This window comes from Curtobacterium sp. NPDC098951 (assembly GCF_044759965.1).
In the GTDB taxonomy this organism is placed as follows: Bacteria; Actinomycetota; Actinomycetes; order Actinomycetales; family Microbacteriaceae; genus Curtobacterium.
In genome coordinates, this window is sequence record NZ_JBIWAG010000007.1 from 21,880 (window position 1) to 39,468 (window position 17,589).

The window sequence follows — 17,589 nt, forward strand, 5'->3', positions numbered from 1 at the left end:
CCGGTCCGGACACTGCTGGGGTGAAGGGGGTGGTCATGGACCGATCACGAGAACCGGACGCCGCACTGGTCCGGGCAGCGGGGAACGGCGACCGGGCAGCGGGCGTCGCGCTCTTCGACCGCTACGTGGCGACGGTGACCCGGTACGCCTGGGCGCTCGTCCCGTCGCGCCAGGACGTCGAGGAGGTCGTCCAGGACACGTTCGTGACGCTCTGGCGACGGGCGGGCACCGTCGAGCTCCCCGACGAGTCGATCCTGCCGTGGTTGCTCGTGGTGAGCCGGAACCACGCGGCGAACCTCCGCCGCAGTCACCGGCGGCACCAGGGCGACGACCTGCCGGACGACCTGCCGGCTCCGGTGGAGGACGACGACGCCCGTGACCGGCTGCGCTGGGTCAGGGCGGAGATCGACGCACTGTCGCCGATCGACCGACAGGTGTGCGAGCTGTGCCTCATCGACGGCCGTTCGTACGCCGAAGCCGCGATCGCGCTCGGGCTGAGCGTCGGAGCGGTCCGACAGCGGGTCGCGCGATCGCGGGCCCGGATCAGGAAGGCGGTGACGCACGATGAGCTCTGAACCCCCGGTCGGAGACGACCTGCAGCAGATGATCGTCGGGATGCGCGAGCGTTTCGTCGCCCACCTCGACGCCGAACCCCGTCGTGCGTCCGTCCGCAAGCGTGTCGGGATCGCCGTCGCCGTCCTGGCGCTGCTCGGTGTCGGCACCGCCAGTGGAGCGGTCGCGCTCGGGATGATCCCGAGTCCGATCGCCGCGCCGCCGGCTCCGAGCGCCTCGGGTCCGGCAGCCGTGCCGCCGCCGGACCGGACCGCGTCGTCGGCTCCCATCCGGCCGACCACGGAGCCCTCCGCACCGGCGTCCGCGGGCGGTGCGGCATCGATCCCGGGTTCGTGCGCGGCGGCGGTCCCGGCGCGCGACGCCGCGCGGTTGTTCGGGTCGCTCCAGGCCGAGCAGATCCGACCCGTCGCGCCGGGCGAGACCGCTCCGCCCTACTGGGTCGACCCCGAGGAACCGTTCGTCGCCGACGCCACCCTCGTCTGCCGGTGGTCCGCGACCGGGAGCACGGAGGAGGTCGACAACCTCTTCCTCGCGATGGGCTCGACCTCCGAGGCGACCCTCGGCGAACGGCTCAGGGCGGACGAACAGGCGGGTTGGACGTGCACCGACCGGCTCGGTGGGCGGGCCTGTCAGCACAGCGAGTCGTCTGACCACTACGGCGACCGATTGGAGACCACCCACACGTTCTTCGTCCGGGGGGACACGTGGATCTCGGTGACGCAGACCAACACGCCGACCGACGGGCTGCTCGACGTGCTGGTCCGACAGACGTGGCGGTGAGACCGGGACGGCCGGGCGGTGCTGACGGCGTCGAGGACCGCCGGCATCCGCTCGGGCGCCGGCCGGTCAGCCGGCGTCGACCGCGCTGATCGTCACCGGCAGGCTCGCGCCGGACCCCTCGCCGTCGTGGCTGCTCACGTCGAGGACGGCGTCGCCGACCGGCAGGTCGTCGGGTAGGTCGAAGCGCCCGGCGACCGTGAACTGCTCGCCCGTCGGGGTCGGACGTCCGAGCGGCACCGGGGCGCCGGTCGACGCGGGCGTGATGGTCACCGTGACGTCGTCGGACGCGCGGAACGTGCCACCGGTGTCCTCGCAGTCGCGGTAGAGCCAGTCGACGTGCAGGTCGACCGTGCCGCCGGGGCGCAGGTCCGAGTCGCCGAGGTCGATCGAGGTCCCGGCGCAGGATGCGGCGGCCCCGTCCTGCGCGCCGCATCCCGAGAGCACCCCGCCGGCCAGCAGCACCACGACCATCCCCGTCACCGCACGACCCTGTCCCCACCGCATGTCGGCATTCCATCACCTCCGAGCGGTCCGTCGGGTCACGATCTCGGTACGGTCGGGGCGTGGGGAACGAACGACCAGTGGAACTGACCGAGCCGGAGCACGACCCGTACGCCCGGCGCCCGGGCTACGTGACCGCCATCGACGGCCGGACCGACCTGGTCACGACTGCTGCGGCGGTCGGCGCGGGCGTCGGCCTCGTCACGTCCTGGGTGCTCGGCTTCTTCCGAGCGCCCGACTGGGTCGTGTGGGCGGGCGCGATCGCGGTCGGCGTCACGGTCTGGCTCCTGCTCCGAGCCCGGCAGCGCCGACGCGACCGAAGCGAAGGCCGTGCGCCCGGCGCCGTCGCCCGTGCGCGCGACCGTGCGATCGCCGACGCGAACGGCGGCCGACGGTTCTTCGTCGCCCCGAACCCGGTCGTCTTGATCGTGATGGGCGGGATCTTCATCGCGCTCGCCGTGGGGGCGCTCGTGCTGGGCAGCGTGTCGGTCATCGCGGTCATCAGGACGGTCGTCCTCGTGGGGAGTGGCGCGTACTTCGTCGTCCAGGGCATCGGCACCCTGGTCGTGCGCCGCCGCCCGCACGACCCCCGCTGACCCGCGCCGCCGCATCGTCCGCGCCGAACCACGAATCCGACGTCGAACCAGCGGCGGTGCCTGGTTCGACGTCGGATTCGTGGTTCGACGTCCACGTCGGCCACGTCGGACGGACCGCCGGCGTAACCGCCGCGCCGGTCAGGCCCTCGGTACCGGCGTCAACCGCTGCAACTGCGTCACGTGGCCCGGTTCGAGTTCGTCGAGCGACGCCACCCCGAGCAGCCGCATCGTGCGCTCGATCTGCTCGGACAGGATCTGGATCATCCGGTCGACGCCGGCCTCACCGCCGGCCATCAGGCCGTACAGGTACGCCCGCCCGACCATCGTGAACCGCGCCCCGAGGGCCACGGCGGCGACGATGTCCGCGCCGGACATGATGCCCGTGTCGAGGTGCACCTCGGTGTCCATGCCGACCTCCTTGACCACGGAGGGGAGCAGGTGGAACGGGACGGGCGCGCGGTCGAGCTGCCGGCCGCCGTGGTTGGACAGCGTGATCCCGTCGACGCCCATCGACGCCAGGCGCTTCGCGTCCGCCAGGGACTGCACGCCCTTGACGACGACCTTGCCCTTCCACTGCGACCGGATCCACTCGAGGTCCTCGTACGTGACGGTCGGGTCGAACATGTGGTCGAGCAGCTCCCCGACGGTGCCCGACCAGCGGTCCAGGGACGCGAACGCGAGAGGCTCCGTGGTCAGGAAGTCGAACCACCACCACGGCCGGGGGATCGCGTTCAGCACGGTGCGGGCGCTCAGCTGCGGCGGGATGGAGAACCCGTTGCGCTTGTCCCGCAGGCGGGCCCCGGCGACCGGGACGTCGACCGTGACGAGCAGCGTGTCGAACCCGGCCTTCTCGGCGCGGGAGACCAGCGCCATGGACTTCTCGCGGTCCTTCCACATGTAGAGCTGGAACCAGTTCCGCCCGTGCGGGTTCGCGTCGCGGACGTCCTCGATCGCGGTGGTGCCCATCGTCGAGAGCGAGAACGGGATGCCCGCGCGGCCCGCGGCCCGCGCCCCGGCACGCTCGCCCTCGGTCTGCATCATCCGGGTGAAGCCGGTCGGGGCGATGCCGAACGGGTACGCGGTGGGCGCGCCGAGCACGTCCCGCGTCGTGGAGACCCGTGACACGTCGCGCAGGATCGCCGGGGTGAACTCGATGTCCTCGAACGCCTGGCGGGCGCGGGCGAGGGAGATCTCGGCCTCGGCGGCGCCCTCGGTGTAGTCGAACGCGGCCTTCGGCGTGCGCCGGGCGGCGATGTCGCGCAGGTCCCAGATCGTCAACGCCGACTCGAGGCGCTGCCGCCGCCCCGGCAGCGAGGGCTTCTTGAACTGCATGAGCGGCGCGAGGTCGCGCACCGTCGGCAGCTGGCGCTTGATCGGTGTCCGCCGGTTCGACGGCGTCCCCGGGGTCGCCGCGGGGGCGCCCGTCGCGGGGTCGACTCGGTGCTGGTCGTCGATCGAGGTCATACAGACATCCTACGTCTCGGAGGGGATTGTGGGGTGGTGTGCGCGGATCGCGGGGAGTACCGCACCGGGTCGACGGATCGGGCGACCATCGCGCGCAGGGCCTCGAGCGACGCCCCACCGAGACCGCCGAGCCCGACCGCCCGCGCCTGGACGAGGACGTTGCCGAGGGCGGTGGCCTCGACGGGGCCCGCCAGGACCGGGAGCCCGGTGCGGTCGGCCGTCAGCTGGCAGAGCAACCGGTTCTGCGATCCACCGCCGACGATGTGCACCTGTCGGATGTCTTTTCCGGTGATGCTGCGGATCGTGTCGAGCGTGTCCGCGTACGCGGTGGCCAGGGACTCGAGGATCGACCGCACGGTCTCGGCCCGCGACGCGGGCGCGGCGAGCCCGTGGTCGCCGCACCAGGCGGCGATCCGTGCCGGCATGTCGCCCGGCGCGGTGAAGACGTCGTCCGCGACGTTGAAGACGGGGACCGGAGCGGTGACGGCCGCGGCGGCGGCGAGGAGCGCCTCCAGGTCGACGGCGTCGCCACCCCGCTCCCAGGTGCGCACGCTCTCGGAGAGCAACCACAGTCCGGACACGTTCTTCAGGAACCGGACGCGGCCGTCGACGCCGCCCTCGTTGGTGCAGTTGGCCTCGCGCGCCGCGTCCGACAGGACGGGCGCGTCGAGCTCGACGCCGACGAGCGACCAGGTGCCGGACGAGATGTACGCGAATTCCGGATCCGTGGCGGGTACGGCCACGACGGCCGAGGCCGTGTCGTGGGACCCGACGAGCGTGACCGGCGCGGTGCCGCCGACAGCGTCGGCGACGGCGGGTAGCAGCGGACCGAGTCGGTCGCCCGGGTCGCGCAGCGTGGGTAGGAGCCCGCTCGGGAGGCCCGCTGCTGCCCGCAACGCCGGATCCCACCCACGGGTGGTCGCGTTCAGGACACCGGTCGTCGAGGCGTTCGTCCGCTCGGCCGCCTCGACGCCGGTCAGCCAGTACCCGAGGAGGTCCGGCACGAGCAGCGCGCGCTGCGCGAGGCGCAGGGACGGGTCGGCGGCGAACTGGAAGAGGGTGTTGAACGGCAGGTGCTGCAGGCCGTTCCGGGCGTACAGCGCGGTGGCGTCCAGCCGCTCGTGCACCGGTGCGACGCCCTGCTCGTGCCGTGCGTCGCGGTAGTGGGACGGCAGCCCGAGCAGCCGACCGCCGCGCAGGAGGCCGTAGTCCACCGCCCACGAGTCGATGCCGATGCTCGCGATCGCCGGGTGCGCGGTGAACGCCCGCCGGAGTCCCTCGGTCACCTGCCGGTACAGCTCGACGACGTCCCAGTGCAGGGCCTCGCGGTCGTGCTCGTGCAGGGTGACGGGACCGTTCGGGAACCGGGCGACGTGCTCCATCCGGACGCCGGTGGTGTCGACGTGCCCGAGGATCACCCGGCCGCTCGTCGCCCCGAGGTCGACCGCGGCGACGGTGCCGCTGTTCGTCATGTGACTACCTCAGGAACGCCGCGGCGACGCCGGCGTCGACGGGCACGTGCAGTCCGGTCGTGTGCGAGAAGTCGTCGGTGCAGATGGCGTAGACGGCGTTCGCGACGTTCTCGGGCACGACCTCGCGCTTCAGGATCGTGCGCTGCGCGTAGAACTTCCCGAGGTCCTGCTCGTCGATGCCGTACGTCTTCGCGCGGTTCGCACCCCAGCCCGACGCGAAGATGCCCGAGCCGCGGACGACGCCGTCGGGGTTGATGCCGTTGACGCGGATGCCGTGCTCGCCGAGCTCGGCCGCGAGCAGCCGGACCTGGTGCGCCTGGTCGGCCTTGGTGGCGGAGTAGGCGATGTTGTTCGGCCCGGCGAACACCGAGTTCTTCGACGAGATGTACACGATGTCGCCGCCGAGGCCCTGCTCGATGAGGACCTTCGCGGCCGCCTTGGACACCAGGAACGATCCCTTCGCCATGACGTCGTGCTGCAGGTCCCAGTCCTGCTCGGTGGTCTCGAGCAGACTCTTGCTCAGCGAGAGTCCGGCGTTGTTGACGACGAGGTCGAGGCCGCCGAAGTGCAGGAGGGTCTGCTGGATCGCCCGCTCGATGTCCGCGGAGCTCGTCACGTTCGCCGCGACGCCGATGGCCTGGTCCGGGCCACCGATCTCGGCGGCCGCTTCCTGGGCCTTCGTCAGGTCGAGGTCCGCGATCACGACCGCCGCGCCCTCGGCCGCCAGGCGCTTCGCGATGGCCTTGCCGATGCCGCTCGCGGCACCGGTCACGAGCGCGATCCGGGTGCTCAGCTTCGCGGGGGCGGGCATGCGCTGCAGCTTGGCCTCCTCGAGTGCCCAGTACTCGATGCGGAACTTCTCGGCCTCGTCGATCGGGGCGTAGGAGCTGAGGGACTCCGCGCCGCGCATGACGTTGATGGCGTTGACGTAGAACTCGCCGGCGACCCGGGCGGTCTGGGCGTCCTTGCCGTACGAGAACATGCCGACGCCGGGCACGAGCACGATGAGCGGGTCGGCGCCGCGGATCGCGGGGCTGTCCGGGGTGGCGTGCCGGTCGTAGTACGCCTGGTAGTCCGCGCGGTACTGCTCGTGGAGTTCGTGCAGGCGAGCGGTCTGCTCCTCGACCGTGGCCGTGGCGGGCAGGTCGAGGATGAGCGGCTTGACCTTGGTGCGGAGGAAGTGGTCCGGGCAGCTCGTCCCGAGGGCTGCGAGCTCGGGTGCCCGCGACGACGCGAGGAAGTCGAGCACGACGTCACTGTCGGTGAAGCTGCCGACGACGGGCTTGTCGTGCCCGGCGATGCCGCGGATCGTCGGGGCGAGGGCGGCCGCCCGGACGCGGCGGTCGGACTCGGGCAGCGCGTCGAAGCCCGGACGGACGGGGCCGAAGGGCTGGTCCCGGCCGTGCTCGCGGATGAACGCCTCCGCGGTGTCGATGATCCAGCGGGAGTTCGCTTCGGCTTCTCCGGACGAGGAACCCCAGGCGGTGATGCCGTGGCCGCCGAGGATCGTGCCGATCGCCTCGGGGTGCTGCTCCTGGATCGCCGCGATGTCGAGTCCGAGCTGGAACCCCGGCCGGCGCCACGGCACCCACACGACCCTGTCGCCGAAGATCCGCTCGGTCAGCGCCGGGCCGTCCGCAGCGGTCGCGATCGCGATGCCGGCGTCGGGGTGGAGGTGGTCCACGTGCGCGGCGTCGACGAGTGCGTGCATCGCGGTGTCGATCGACGGTGCGGCACCGCCCTTGCCGAACAGGGTGTGGTCGAACGCCGCGACCATCTCGTCCTCGCGGTCGACGCCGGGGTAGACGTTCCGCAACGCGCGGACCCGGTCGACCCGGAGGACCGCGAGGCCCGCCGGGGTGAGGGTGCCGAGGTCGCCCCCGGAGCCCTTCACCCACAGCAGCTCCACCGGTTCGCCCGTCACCGGGTCGGTGTCGGTGCCCTTGGCGGAGGTGTTGCCGCCGGCGTAGTTCGTGATCCGTGGATCCGAGCCGAGCGCGTTCGACCGCGCGATGAGCGCCGTGACCGTCTCGTCTGCGGACGTGGCGTGCGGTGCGGGGTCCACCCGTGCCTCCAGTCCTGTGCTTGTCATGGTGTCTACGCGCCCCAGCCGGCCTGCACGCCGCCGACCCGGTCCTCGGCGATCTGCCGCTGGTAGCCGGAGTCGAGGTAGGCGCGCATCGGGTTCGCCGGCAGGCCACGGGATTCGCGCCACGCGGCGAGGTCCGCCCGGACGTCGGTCTGGTACGCGTCCATGAAGACCTCGTTCGCGCCGAGGACGTCGTGCGCTTCCTGTGCGGCGGTGAGCGCGACGCGGTCGAGCAGCAGCGCCCGGGCCGTCATCTCCTGCACGTTGAGCACGGAGCGGATCTGCCCGGGGATCTTGTCCTCGATGTTGTGGCACTGGTCGAGCATGAACGCCACGTCCGGGTTGTCGTACCCGCCGCCGCGGATGACCTCGACCAGGATGCGGAACAGCTGGAACGGGTCCGCCGCACCGACGATGAGGTCGTCGTCGGCGTAGAAGCGCGAGTTGAAGTCGAACGATCCGAGCTTCCCGAGCCGGAGCAGCTGCATGACGATGAACTCGATGTTCGTGCCGGGGGCGTGGTGCCCGGTGTCGAGGCAGACCATCGCCTTGTCGCCGAGCGCCGCCGTCTGCACGTAGCTCGTGCCCCAGTCCGGGACGTCCGTGTGGTAGAACGACGGCTCGAAGAACTTGTACTCGAGGACGAGGCGCTGGTCCGGACCGAGCCGGTCGTAGATCGTCGACAGGCTCTCGTGCAGGCGGTCCTGCCGACTGCGCATGTCCTCCTGCCCGGGGTAGTTCGAGCCCTCGGCGAGCCAGATCTTCAGGTCGCGGCTGCCGGTGGCGTCCATCACGTCGATGCAGCGCAGGTGGTGGTCGATCGCCTTCTGCCGGATCGTCTCGTCGACGTGGGTCAGGGCGCCGAACTTGTAGTCGTCGTCCTGGAACGTGTTCGAGTTGACGGTGCCGAGGGCGACGCCGTGCTCCTCAGCGTGGCGCTTCAGGTCGGCGAAGTCGTCGACGAGGTCCCACGGGATGTGGAGTGCGACGGTCGGCGCGAGACCGGTGTACCGGTGGACCTGGGCGGCGTCGGCGATCTTCTCGTAGGGGTCGCGCGGGGTGCCCGGCGTCCCGAACACCTTGAAGCGGGTGCCGGAGTTGCCGAACGCCCAGCTGGGCAGCTCGATCGCCTGGCGCGCGAGCTGGTCGGCGATGCCGGTGAAGGTCGGGGTCGATGTCATCGTGCACTTCCTCGTGGCTGATTGAATCGTTTCATACGGTACGGCCTGCGCGGGGTTCGCGCAAGCCGCGGTGAGCGACGAACCACGATTCCGACATCGAACCGGCCGGTGCGGCTGGTTCGACGTCGGGAACGTGGTTCGGCACGGGGCGGAGCGGGACCGCCGCGCCCCGTGCCCATCACTACGCGGCCGGCACGGCAGCGGGCGCCCGCAGCTCGTGCGTGCCCGCCGAGACCCGCTGGTCTTCGACGCCGGGCAACCGGACCACGGCCGTGACGCCCTCCGGCACCGTCACCCGCACGAGGAGCTCCCCGTCGACGAGCTCCCACCGCACCGCGACGTGCCCGTGCACCGTGTCGAGCGAGGTCGACGCCCACGTCAGGCCACCGCCCGGCTGCGGCGCGACGAGCACCGACGCGTAGCCGGGCTCGAGCGGCGCGAGCCCGCCCACCACCCGGTGCATCCAGTCGGCCACGGCACCCAGGGCGTAGTGGTTGAACGAGGTCATCTGCCCCGGGTTGATGGTGCCGTCCGGCAGCATCGAGTCCCACCGCTCCCACACCGTCGTCGCGCCCATCGTCACCGGGTACAGCCACGAGGGGCACTCGGTCTGCAGGAGCAGCCGGTACGCGTCGTCGACGTGTCCGGTCTGCGTCAGCGCGTCCGTGATGAACGGGGTCCCGGCGAAGCCCGTCGAGATCCGGTAGCCGGACTGCTCGACGAGCGCAGACAGACGGTCGCCGGCCGTGGCCCGCTCCTGTTCGGTCAGGATCCCGAAGACGATCGCCAGCGTGTAGACGGTCGTGCAGTCGGACAGGATCCGACCGTCGTCCTGCAGGTAGTGGGTCCGGAAGCCGACCTGGAGGCGCGACGCGAGTTCCCGGAACTCGCTCGCTTCCGCCTCGTGGCCGCCCAACAGCTCGGCCGCGTCCGCCGCGATGGTGGCGGACCGGTAGGCGCAGATCGTCGCGACGACGCCCTTGTCGGCCTTCGCCGCCGCGGGGTCCTCCGGCGGGGCGTCCGGGTCCAGCCAGTCGCCGAACTGGAACACGGTGTCCCACAGGTCCTCGGGGGAGAGGTGGTCGCGGATCCGCCGGAGGTGTGCGGCCATGGACGGGAACTGCTCCTCGAGCACCGCGGTGTCGCCGTACGCCTGGTAGAGCGTCCACGGCACCCACACCCCGGCGTCCGACCAGACGGCGGTGGCGTCGGGCGTGCCGAAGTCCTCGGCGGGGGAGTACTTCAGCACGTCCGGGACGACGAACGGGATGACGCCGTCGGCGTGCTGCTGCTCGAGCCACACGTCCCGGAGCCAGTCGCCGAGGAAGGCCCTCGTGTCGAACAGGTACGACGCCGTCGGGGCGAACGCAGCGATGTCGCCGGTCCACCCGAGGCGTTCGTCGCGCTGCGGGCAGTCCGTCGGCACGCTGAGGAAGTTCCCCTGCATGCCGCGCACCACGTTGTCGTGGAAGGTGTTCAGCAGCTCGTGGCTCGACGCGAACGTGCCGGTGCGGGGGAGGTCCGACCCGACCTGCACCGCGGTGAGGGCGGTCCGGAGTTCGTCGAGCGTGCCGGGCCACCCGTCGACCTGGGCGTAGCGGAAGCCGTGGAACGTGAAGCGCGGCTCGAAGACCTCCTCGCCGTCCCCGCTGAGGGTGAAGTGGTCGGTGGCCTTCGCGGTGCGCAGGGGGCGCGTGCCGAGCTCGTCGTGCTCGAGGACCTCGGCGTGCTGCAGGGTCAGGACCGTCCCCGCCGGGCCGGACGCGGTCACCCGGACCCAGCCGACCAGGTTCACGCCGAAGTCGACCAGCGTGGCGCCGGCGGGGCTCGTCCAGACCTCGACCGGGGCGATCTCGGCGAGCGGACGCACGGGCGGCACGGTGTCCGCGACGAGTTCGCGCTCCCGGAGGTCCACGGTGTGCACCCCGCTGGCGTGCTCGGGCGCCCCGGGGTGCTTCCACGCGGTGTCGTCGATCCGGGCGTCGACGTCCTCGCCGTCGTAGAGCTGGTCGGCCGTGATCGCACTCGACAGCGCCTGCCAGTCGGTGTCGGTCGCGACGCGCTGCTCGTGGCCGTCGGCGAAGGTGAGGCGGAGTTCGGCGAACCCGGCGACCTCGTCGGCGTACCAGCCGCCGCCCCCGCCCCACGCGAGGCGTCCGGCGGCCCAGCCCTTGCCGAGCACGAGCGCGAGGACGGTGGCGCCGCCGGGCTCGGTGCCGGTGAGGTGCGCGGTGACGTCGTGCGAGACGACGCGGACGCGCCACTCGTAGCTCGTCCACCCCGGTTCGAGCAGGTGGTCGGAGACGCGCTGCCCGCCGAGCCACGCCTCGACGACGCCGAGGGCGCTGACGTCGAGCGCCGCGCTCGTCACGGCACCGTGGCCGTCGTCGAGGGTGAACTCACGGCGCAGGATCGGCGCGCCGGCGAGGTCGGCGTCGCTCGCGATGAACGGTGCGGTCCAGTCGGTCATGTGGTGTGTCCTTTCACGCGACCGGTCGTCGTCGACCGGTGCGGGGTCTGGGGTCCGGCCACCCCGCCCGGGTGGGCGGGGTGGCGGAGGCGGGTCGCGCCTCCAGGCCGGTGGGCGTCAGCCCTTGACGGCGCCGCTGGTCATGCCGGCGACGATCTGACGGTTGAAGAAGACGTAGAGGATCAGCGGCGGGATCGTGATGAGCAGCACGTCCGTGAAGAGCAGGTTCAGCTGACTGACCGACTGGCTCTGGAACGCGTACAGGGTCTGCTGCACCGTGGCGTTCTCGGAGCCGGGCAGGAAGTACAGCGGGTTGGCGAAGTCGTTGAACACGGCCACCGACTGCACGAGCACGACCGTGATGATGACGGGCTTGAGCAGCGGCAGGACGACCCCGAAGAACAGGCGGATCGGACCGGCGCCGTCGAGCACCGCGGCCTCGTCGAGCTCCTTCGGGATCGTCGCGACGAAGGCCCGGAAGAGCAGGATGCAGAACGACAGGCCGAAGGTCGCCTCGATGAGGATCATCCCGCCCATCGTCTTGAACAGGTTGAGTCCCTGCAGGACCCAGATCGTCGGGACGATCGCGGGCGGGACGATGAGGCCGGCGAGCACGAAGAAGCTGATCACGCCGTTCCACCTGCTCGGACGACGCTGCAGCACGTAGCCGACCATGGCGGAGAAGACCACCATGATGACGACGCTGCCGACGGTGAGGACGGCACTGTTCAGGAACGCCCGGACGATCCCGCTCTCCCCGGTGGCGAACACGGCCTGCAGGTTCTGCCACAGCTGCCACTGGGTCGGCAGCGTGAAGCCGAGCTGGTTCGCCTCGGCCGGGCTCTTCGCGGCCTGCAGGAAGACGAAGACGAACGGCACGAGGAACACGACGAAGCTGACGACGATCGCGATGATGCCGATGACCCACTTGCGGGTCGTCTGGCGGTTCCGTCGGCGGGCGACGGGGGTCGGTGCGGAGCCGGTGCGCCGGCTGGTGGTGATCGCGGTCACAGGTCCGCCTCCTTGCGGTTGAGCAGCCACGAGATGGGCACCATGATCGCGGTCACGACGACGAACAACACGACGTTGCCCGCGGTCGACAACCCGTAGAACCCGGCCTGGTACTGCTTGTAGATCACACTCGCGATGACGTCGCTCGTGAACCCGGGGCCGCCGCCGGTCATCGCCCAGATGAGGTCGAACGACCGCAGGCCGCCGATGAGCGACAGGATGATGACCGTCCCCATCGCCGGACGCGACAGCGGCAGCGTGATGTTCCGGAAGATCGACCACGAGCTCGCGCCGTCGACCCGGGCGGCCTCGAAGTACTCCTGCGGGATCGCCACGATGCCCGCGATGAAGATGAGCGTGGCGATGCCGACGCCCTTCCAGACGTCCACCGCGGCGACGCTCCAGAGGGCGAGGGCCGGGTCGGTCAGCCACCCGGGGGTGGGGAGGCCGACCGCGCCGAGCGCGCCGTTGATGATGCCGTGGAAGGGGTCCATCAGCGCCTTGAACGTGATGCCGATGCCGATGGTCGACACCAGCACGGGGAAGAACACCACCGCTCGGAGGTAGCCGCGCCCGAGCACCGGGCTCGTGAGGAGCAGGGCGAGGGCGAGTCCGAGGACCACCTTCGCCGCGCTCGTCACGAACCCGTACTCGAACGTGTGCACGAACCCGGAGACGAGCTGCGGGTCCTGGAAGAACCGGACGAAGTTGTCGAAGCCGATGAAGGTCTGGTCGAACAGCGTCCAGCGGGTGAGCGAGAAGTAGAACCCCGCGAAGGTCGGGACCGCGAAGAACACGACGTACAGCGCGATCGCCGGGATGAAGAACCACGCCGGGTAGAACGAGCGCATGCGTCGGCGTGCCGGTCCGGGGCCCGCCTTCGTGGTCTCGGGCGGGGCGACCGCCGTCGTGAGCGTCGCGGTCACGCCGGTCACCAGCCCTTCAGTCCGAGCTGCTGCGCCTGCTGCACGACGTCCTGGTCGTACTGCTTCGCACCGACGGCCGCGCTGGAGATCCCGGAGCCGACCTGCACGCAGATCTTCTCGAGGTTCGGGCCCTTGATCGGCGAGAGGAACTCGAGCGCCGGCGTGGCCTTGCCGTCGTCGATGTACTTCTGCAGGTCGCTCAGCATCGGCGGCACCGAGCTCGGCAGGGTGCAGGTGGAGATCACGTACGGGCCACCGGGGGTGCCGGTGTCGTTCTGCACCTTGCAGCCCTCGGACGAGTTCGCGAAGGCGACGAACTTCTTCGCGGCCGCGAGCTTGTCGCCCGTGGTCGTCTTGGGGATGTAGAGGCCGTTCGGCTCCCAGATGGTGAGGTTCGTGTCGTCGGCGTTCTGCGCGGGGAGGGCGAAGGCGCCGATGTCGTCGACGGCGTCCGGGTTGTCCTGCTGCAGCGTCGAGATGGCGTTGGTGAGCATCGGGTACTGCGCCCCGGTGCCCTCGGCGAGCATCTTCAGACCGTTCGCCTGGGTGGCGGAGGCGAAGTCCTTGTTGACCAGGCCCTTGTCCTGTACCTCGGCCAGGTGCTCGAAGCCCGCGAGGGCCGGCTCCTTGGCGTAGGACTCCTTGTTCTTCGTGTACTGCGTCGCCCAGTTGCTCTGCTGCGCGGTGATGTTCGCGAAGTCGCCGAGCACGAAGAGCTGGCTCGTCCAGGTGTCGCCGTAGGTCTGGATGATCGGGGCGACCTTGCCGGCGTCCTTGATCTTCTCGCTGTTGCTGATGAACTCGTCCCAGGTGGTGGGGACGCTCAGGCCGAGGTCCTCGTAGACCTTCTTGTTGTACATCACGGCGCCGCCGAAGCTCGTGCCGAACGGGGCGCCGTACATGCCCTTGTCGGTGCTCACCACCTTGACGAACTGCTTGTCGACGTCCTTCGCCCAGCTCTCCTTCGACAGGTCGACGAGGGTGTTGTCGGGGTTCAGGGCCTGCAGCAGCGAGCCGGAGTTGTAGTTGAAGACGTCGTCCATCTCGCCGGTCGACAGCTGGGTCTTGACCAGGTTGTCGCCGTCGGTGCCCTGCGGCTTCGTGTCCACCTTGACGGTGATGTCCGGGTTGGCCTTCTCGAATGCCGACACGAGTGCCTTGGTGGTCACCGCGGTGGCGGTGGAGTTGTCGACCAGGTAGCTGATCTGCACCTTGCCGCCGCTGTTGCCGGTGTCGGCCGAGCCGCCGGACGAACAGGCGGCCAGGCTGCCGATGAGGACCGTGGCGCCGCCGATGGCGAGCAACCTGGTGGTCAGGGAACGAGCTGACATTCCTTACCTCCTCGTAAGGCCGGGGCGGGGTACCCCGGGTGAAACGGTGCCGGTCGCCGCGCCGGTGCGGCTTCCGGTGGTGCTGTTTAGAACGTTTCAATCGGAATGGAACCATGCGGATTGAAGCGTGTCAATCACCGATTCGGTTTCGTTACGCACGGACGTGCCCCGCGCCCGGTGCGATGGCCAGGAGGCGCGGCCCGGCCCCGGTGGGCGGGCGCGCGGGCGGGGTGGTGGCGCGAGACTCGGCTCCGCGGACTGTTTCGCGGCTGCGGACCCGCGAGGGTGTCCGCCCACGCGAGACTCGGGGTGCCGGGGCCGCCCAGGGGCGGGGCTCGCGAGGTTTCGCGCTGGCCGACACTTCACGGGGTCGCCGGCGCGTGAGGTGTCGCTCAGCGCGAAACGCGCGCGCGGAGTGGCTGCGCGAGACTCGGCTCGGCGGACTGTTTCGCGGCTGCGGACCCGCGAAACAGTCCGCCCACGCGAGACTCGGGGTGCGCCGGGGCCGCCCAGGGGCGGGGCTCGCGGGGTTTCGCGCTGGCCGACACTTCACGGGGTCGCGGGCGCGTGAGGTGTCGCTGAGCGCGAAACGGGCGCGCGGGGTGGCTGCGCGAGACTCGGCTCGGCGGACTGTTTCGCGGCTGCGGGCCCGCGAGGGTGTCCGCCCACGCGAGACTCGGGACCGCGACGGCCGCGACGGCCGCGACGGCCGCGACGGCCGCGACAGCCGCCCGGCGCCGCCGGCCGCCCGCCGCCCGGCGCCCGACGCTCAGGCCTCGGTGCGCCGGGGGTCGCTCGGCGCCGTCCGGGCGGTCACCTCGGCGGCCCGCGCACGCCCGAGCGTGCTCTCCCGCGGGACCAGCTCGCTCCCGAGCACCACCGTCCGGTGCACGTGCTCCGCCGGGTCCTCGTCGAGCTCGGCCAGCAGCAGGTCGACCGCGACCGAGCCCATCTCGGAGCCGTGCATCGTCACCGAGGTGAGCGGGACCGCGCCGCCCCACGCGATCGAGTTGTGGTCGCAGCCGGTCACGGGGATGTCCTCCGGCACGCGGAGTCCAGCCGCCCGCAGCTCCGTCACCACGGCCATCGCCAGGAGGTCGGTCACCCCGAGCACCCCGTCCGGCCGCGCGTCGGCGGGCATCGCGGCGATCCGGGCCCCCGCGTCCGTGCCACCCGGCGGGTCGATGTCGCCCGCGTCGACGTCCACGAGCTCGACACCCGGGTGCTCCGCGATCGCCCGGAGCAGCCCCTGCCGACGCCGTGCCACGGGTTGGAGGTCCGGACGCGCACTCACGAACCCGATCCGCCGGCACCCCTGCTCGATGAGGTGCGTCGTGGCGACGTAGCCGGCCTGCTCGTTGTCGACGATGACCGAGCAGGCATCGACCTCGGCGGGTTCGTAGTTGACGTACACGACGGGGAGCCCGTGCTTCCGGACGGTCTCGACCTGGTCCTTCGAGGCGGTCATCGACGCCAACAGGATCCCGGACACCCTGGTGCTCTCGAGGAACGCGAGGTGCTCGGCCTGCGCCTCCAGGTCGTTGTCGCTGTTCGTCACGAGCAGGGTGTTGCCCCGGGCCCGCGCGGTGGTCTGGGCGCCGCTGACCATGTCCGTGAACAGGGAGTTCCGGAGCGACGTCACCACCAGGCCGATCGCCCGGTTGCTCCCCGACGCGAGCGCACGCGCGTTGCGGTTCGGCGTGTAGCCGAGGTCGCTGATCGCGGACCGGACGCGGTCGGCCGTCGCGTCCGCCACGCGCTCCGGGTGGTTCAGGACGTTAGAGACCGTCGCGAGCGAGACGCCCGCCCGAGCGGCGACGTGGTGCACGCTCGGCGGTCCGTCGCGCCTGGGGACATGCACCATGCTCCGATCGTAGGCGGAGCGGGGTTCCGGCCCGGCCACCGTCGGACGGGAGGCGCGGTGCGGCGCCGACCCGCGCCTCCCGTCCGACGCGGCGCACCACCGGATCCGCGAGCGCGACCGCGGTCGACGCAGGCCGCGCACCGCGCACCGCGCACCGCGCACCGCGCACCGCGCACCGCGCACCGCGCACCGCGCACCGCGCACCGCGCACCGCGCGCCGCGCACGCCGCGCACCGCAACTCGCGCCTCAGCGCTCGACGACCGTGGACTGCCGCACGACGAGCTCGGGCGTGAACTCCACGTGTAGCTGGTCCGTGCCCTGCCCCTGGTCGACCTGGGCCACGAGCAGCTCGATCGCCCTCCGGCCGAGGTCCTGCGCCGGCTGCCGCACCGAGGTGAGCGGGACGACCGCGGCCTCGGCGAAGGCGATGTCGTCGTACCCGACGATCGCGATCTCCTCCGGGACCCGGATCGACCCGCGCATGATGAAGGCCTGCTCGAGGCCGACGGCGAGCAGGTCGTTCGCGGCGAACACCGCGTCCGGACGTTCGGCGGCCGGTCGGGCCTGGATCTCCTCGCCGACGCGCCGGCCCTCGAGGACGGAGAGCGACGTGGTCGGGATCACCTCGAGTGCCGCACCCGCCGCCGCGGCGGCCGCGACCGCGCCGGTGTGGCGGTCGGTGACCTGCCGGATGCCGAACGGGCCACCGACGAAGGCGATCCGGCGGCGCCCGATGGCGGTGAGGTGCTCGACGGCGATGCGGCCCCCGGCGACGTCGTCGACCGACACCGAGGCGAAGTGCTCGTCGTCGGCCCGGCGGTCCACGAGCACCACGGCGGTGCCCTGGTCGCGCAGCCGTTCGAGCCGGCTGAGGTCGTCCCCGGCGGGGGAGATGAGGAGTCCGGCGACGCGACGCTCCTCGAACAGCTCGACGTAGGTGTGTTCCCGGTCGACCGACTCGTCGGAGTTGCCGACGAGGACCGCGAGGCCACGCTGCATCGCCGCGTCCTCGGCGCCGCGGGCGACGTCGGTGAAGAACGGGTTGCCGCCGTCGAGGACGATGAGCCCGACGGTCGAACTGCGGCCGGCCCGGAGCTGCCGCGCGGAGTCGTTGCGGACGAAGCCGAGCTCGGCGATCGCGGACTGCACGCGTTCGACGGTCCCGGGGGCGACCTTGTCGGGGCGGTTGAGCACGTTCGAGACGGTGCCGAGGGACACACCGGCGAGCGCTGCGACGTCCCGAACGCTCACTGCCATGGGGTCATCCTGACATCGGGGCGGGCGTTCCGGTGGAGCGACTTGCCCTCCGACCGAACGGCGAGTACCGTCT

The 17,589-nt window shown here is 71.5% G+C and carries 14 protein-coding genes; 3 read left to right on the forward strand and 11 right to left on the reverse strand.

Annotated features, from left to right (window positions below):
* Nucleotides 1-35 precede the first annotated feature (35 nt).
* Together ACIQUC_RS16340 and ACIQUC_RS16345 are read left to right on the forward strand one after the other, a co-directional pair.
* Complete coding sequence (locus tag ACIQUC_RS16340) at nucleotides 36-575, forward strand: RNA polymerase sigma factor (RefSeq protein WP_402269054.1); 540 nt, start codon at nucleotides 36-38, stop codon at nucleotides 573-575.
* Nucleotides 565-1,353, forward strand: coding sequence for a hypothetical protein (locus ACIQUC_RS16345; RefSeq protein WP_402269056.1), 789 nt, complete (start codon nucleotides 565-567; stop codon nucleotides 1,351-1,353). Before ACIQUC_RS16340 ends, ACIQUC_RS16345 begins: the two co-directional genes overlap by 11 nt.
* Nucleotides 1,354-1,419: 66 nt before the next feature.
* Here ACIQUC_RS16345 and ACIQUC_RS16350 read toward each other — a convergent pair whose 3' ends face one another.
* On the reverse strand, nucleotides 1,420-1,833 hold the full coding sequence (locus ACIQUC_RS16350; RefSeq protein WP_402269058.1) for a hypothetical protein: 414 nt from the start codon (nucleotides 1,831-1,833) through the stop codon (nucleotides 1,420-1,422).
* Between the two features lie 83 nt (nucleotides 1,834-1,916).
* On the opposite strand from ACIQUC_RS16350, the gene ACIQUC_RS16355 reads away from it, so the two are divergent.
* Nucleotides 1,917-2,450, forward strand: coding sequence for a hypothetical protein (locus tag ACIQUC_RS16355; RefSeq protein WP_402269060.1), 534 nt, complete (start codon nucleotides 1,917-1,919; stop codon nucleotides 2,448-2,450).
* 138 nt (nucleotides 2,451-2,588) lie between these two features.
* Here the strand turns inward: ACIQUC_RS16355 and ACIQUC_RS16360 are convergent, their stop codons facing one another.
* The 10 genes from ACIQUC_RS16360 to ACIQUC_RS16405 all read right to left on the reverse strand — a co-directional run bounded on the left by ACIQUC_RS16360 (nucleotide 2,589) and on the right by ACIQUC_RS16405 (nucleotide 17,516).
* Nucleotides 2,589-3,782: an alpha-hydroxy-acid oxidizing protein gene (locus tag ACIQUC_RS16360; RefSeq protein WP_402269302.1), complete on the reverse strand. Its 1,194-nt coding sequence runs from the start codon at nucleotides 3,780-3,782 to the stop codon at nucleotides 2,589-2,591.
* Between the two features lie 128 nt (nucleotides 3,783-3,910).
* Nucleotides 3,911-5,386, reverse strand: coding sequence for a rhamnulokinase family protein (locus ACIQUC_RS16365; RefSeq protein WP_402269062.1), 1,476 nt, complete (start codon nucleotides 5,384-5,386; stop codon nucleotides 3,911-3,913).
* A gap of 4 nt (nucleotides 5,387-5,390) precedes the next feature.
* Nucleotides 5,391-7,478: a bifunctional aldolase/short-chain dehydrogenase gene (locus ACIQUC_RS16370; RefSeq protein ID WP_402269064.1), complete on the reverse strand. Its 2,088-nt coding sequence runs from the start codon at nucleotides 7,476-7,478 to the stop codon at nucleotides 5,391-5,393.
* Nucleotides 7,479-7,483: 5 nt separating this feature from the next.
* On the reverse strand, nucleotides 7,484-8,656 hold the full coding sequence (gene rhaI / locus ACIQUC_RS16375; RefSeq protein WP_402269066.1) for an L-rhamnose isomerase: 1,173 nt from the start codon (nucleotides 8,654-8,656) through the stop codon (nucleotides 7,484-7,486).
* 181 nt (nucleotides 8,657-8,837) lie between these two features.
* Complete coding sequence (locus tag ACIQUC_RS16380; RefSeq protein WP_402269068.1) at nucleotides 8,838-11,126, reverse strand: family 78 glycoside hydrolase catalytic domain; 2,289 nt, start codon at nucleotides 11,124-11,126, stop codon at nucleotides 8,838-8,840.
* Between the two features lie 117 nt (nucleotides 11,127-11,243).
* The gene (locus ACIQUC_RS16385; RefSeq protein ID WP_402269304.1) at nucleotides 11,244-12,128 is read right to left on the reverse strand and encodes a carbohydrate ABC transporter permease; all 885 of its coding nucleotides are present in this window, start codon (nucleotides 12,126-12,128) and stop codon (nucleotides 11,244-11,246) included.
* Between the two features lie 5 nt (nucleotides 12,129-12,133).
* Nucleotides 12,134-12,988, reverse strand: coding sequence for a carbohydrate ABC transporter permease (locus tag ACIQUC_RS16390; protein ID WP_083857841.1), 855 nt, complete (start codon nucleotides 12,986-12,988; stop codon nucleotides 12,134-12,136).
* An 80-nt stretch (nucleotides 12,989-13,068) separates the two neighbouring features.
* Nucleotides 13,069-14,394: an ABC transporter substrate-binding protein gene (locus tag ACIQUC_RS16395; RefSeq protein WP_402269070.1), complete on the reverse strand. Its 1,326-nt coding sequence runs from the start codon at nucleotides 14,392-14,394 to the stop codon at nucleotides 13,069-13,071.
* A gap of 769 nt (nucleotides 14,395-15,163) precedes the next feature.
* On the reverse strand, nucleotides 15,164-16,258 hold the full coding sequence (locus ACIQUC_RS16400) for a LacI family DNA-binding transcriptional regulator (protein ID WP_402269072.1): 1,095 nt from the start codon (nucleotides 16,256-16,258) through the stop codon (nucleotides 15,164-15,166).
* Nucleotides 16,259-16,505: 247 nt separating this feature from the next.
* Complete coding sequence (locus tag ACIQUC_RS16405) at nucleotides 16,506-17,516, reverse strand: LacI family DNA-binding transcriptional regulator (protein ID WP_402269074.1); 1,011 nt, start codon at nucleotides 17,514-17,516, stop codon at nucleotides 16,506-16,508.
* Nucleotides 17,517-17,589 lie beyond the last annotated feature (73 nt).

Coding starts and splice junctions, on each gene's coding strand:
- ACIQUC_RS16390 (WP_083857841.1), bottom strand. CDS start 12,988: ATGCGCTCGTTCTACCCGGCGTGGTTCTTCATCCCGGCGATCGCGCTG.
- ACIQUC_RS16345 (WP_402269056.1), top strand. CDS start 565: ATGAGCTCTGAACCCCCGGTCGGAGACGACCTGCAGCAGATGATCGTC.
- ACIQUC_RS16365 (WP_402269062.1), bottom strand. CDS start 5,386: ATGACGAACAGCGGCACCGTCGCCGCGGTCGACCTCGGGGCGACGAGC.
- rhaI (WP_402269066.1), bottom strand. CDS start 8,656: ATGACATCGACCCCGACCTTCACCGGCATCGCCGACCAGCTCGCGCGC.
- ACIQUC_RS16395 (WP_402269070.1), bottom strand. CDS start 14,394: ATGTCAGCTCGTTCCCTGACCACCAGGTTGCTCGCCATCGGCGGCGCC.
- ACIQUC_RS16370 (WP_402269064.1), bottom strand. CDS start 7,478: ATGACAAGCACAGGACTGGAGGCACGGGTGGACCCCGCACCGCACGCC.
- ACIQUC_RS16380 (WP_402269068.1), bottom strand. CDS start 11,126: ATGACCGACTGGACCGCACCGTTCATCGCGAGCGACGCCGACCTCGCC.
- ACIQUC_RS16405 (WP_402269074.1), bottom strand. CDS start 17,516: ATGGCAGTGAGCGTTCGGGACGTCGCAGCGCTCGCCGGTGTGTCCCTC.
- ACIQUC_RS16400 (WP_402269072.1), bottom strand. CDS start 16,258: ATGGTGCATGTCCCCAGGCGCGACGGACCGCCGAGCGTGCACCACGTC.
- ACIQUC_RS16360 (WP_402269302.1), bottom strand. CDS start 3,782: ATGCAGTTCAAGAAGCCCTCGCTGCCGGGGCGGCGGCAGCGCCTCGAG.
- ACIQUC_RS16340 (WP_402269054.1), top strand. CDS start 36: ATGGACCGATCACGAGAACCGGACGCCGCACTGGTCCGGGCAGCGGGG.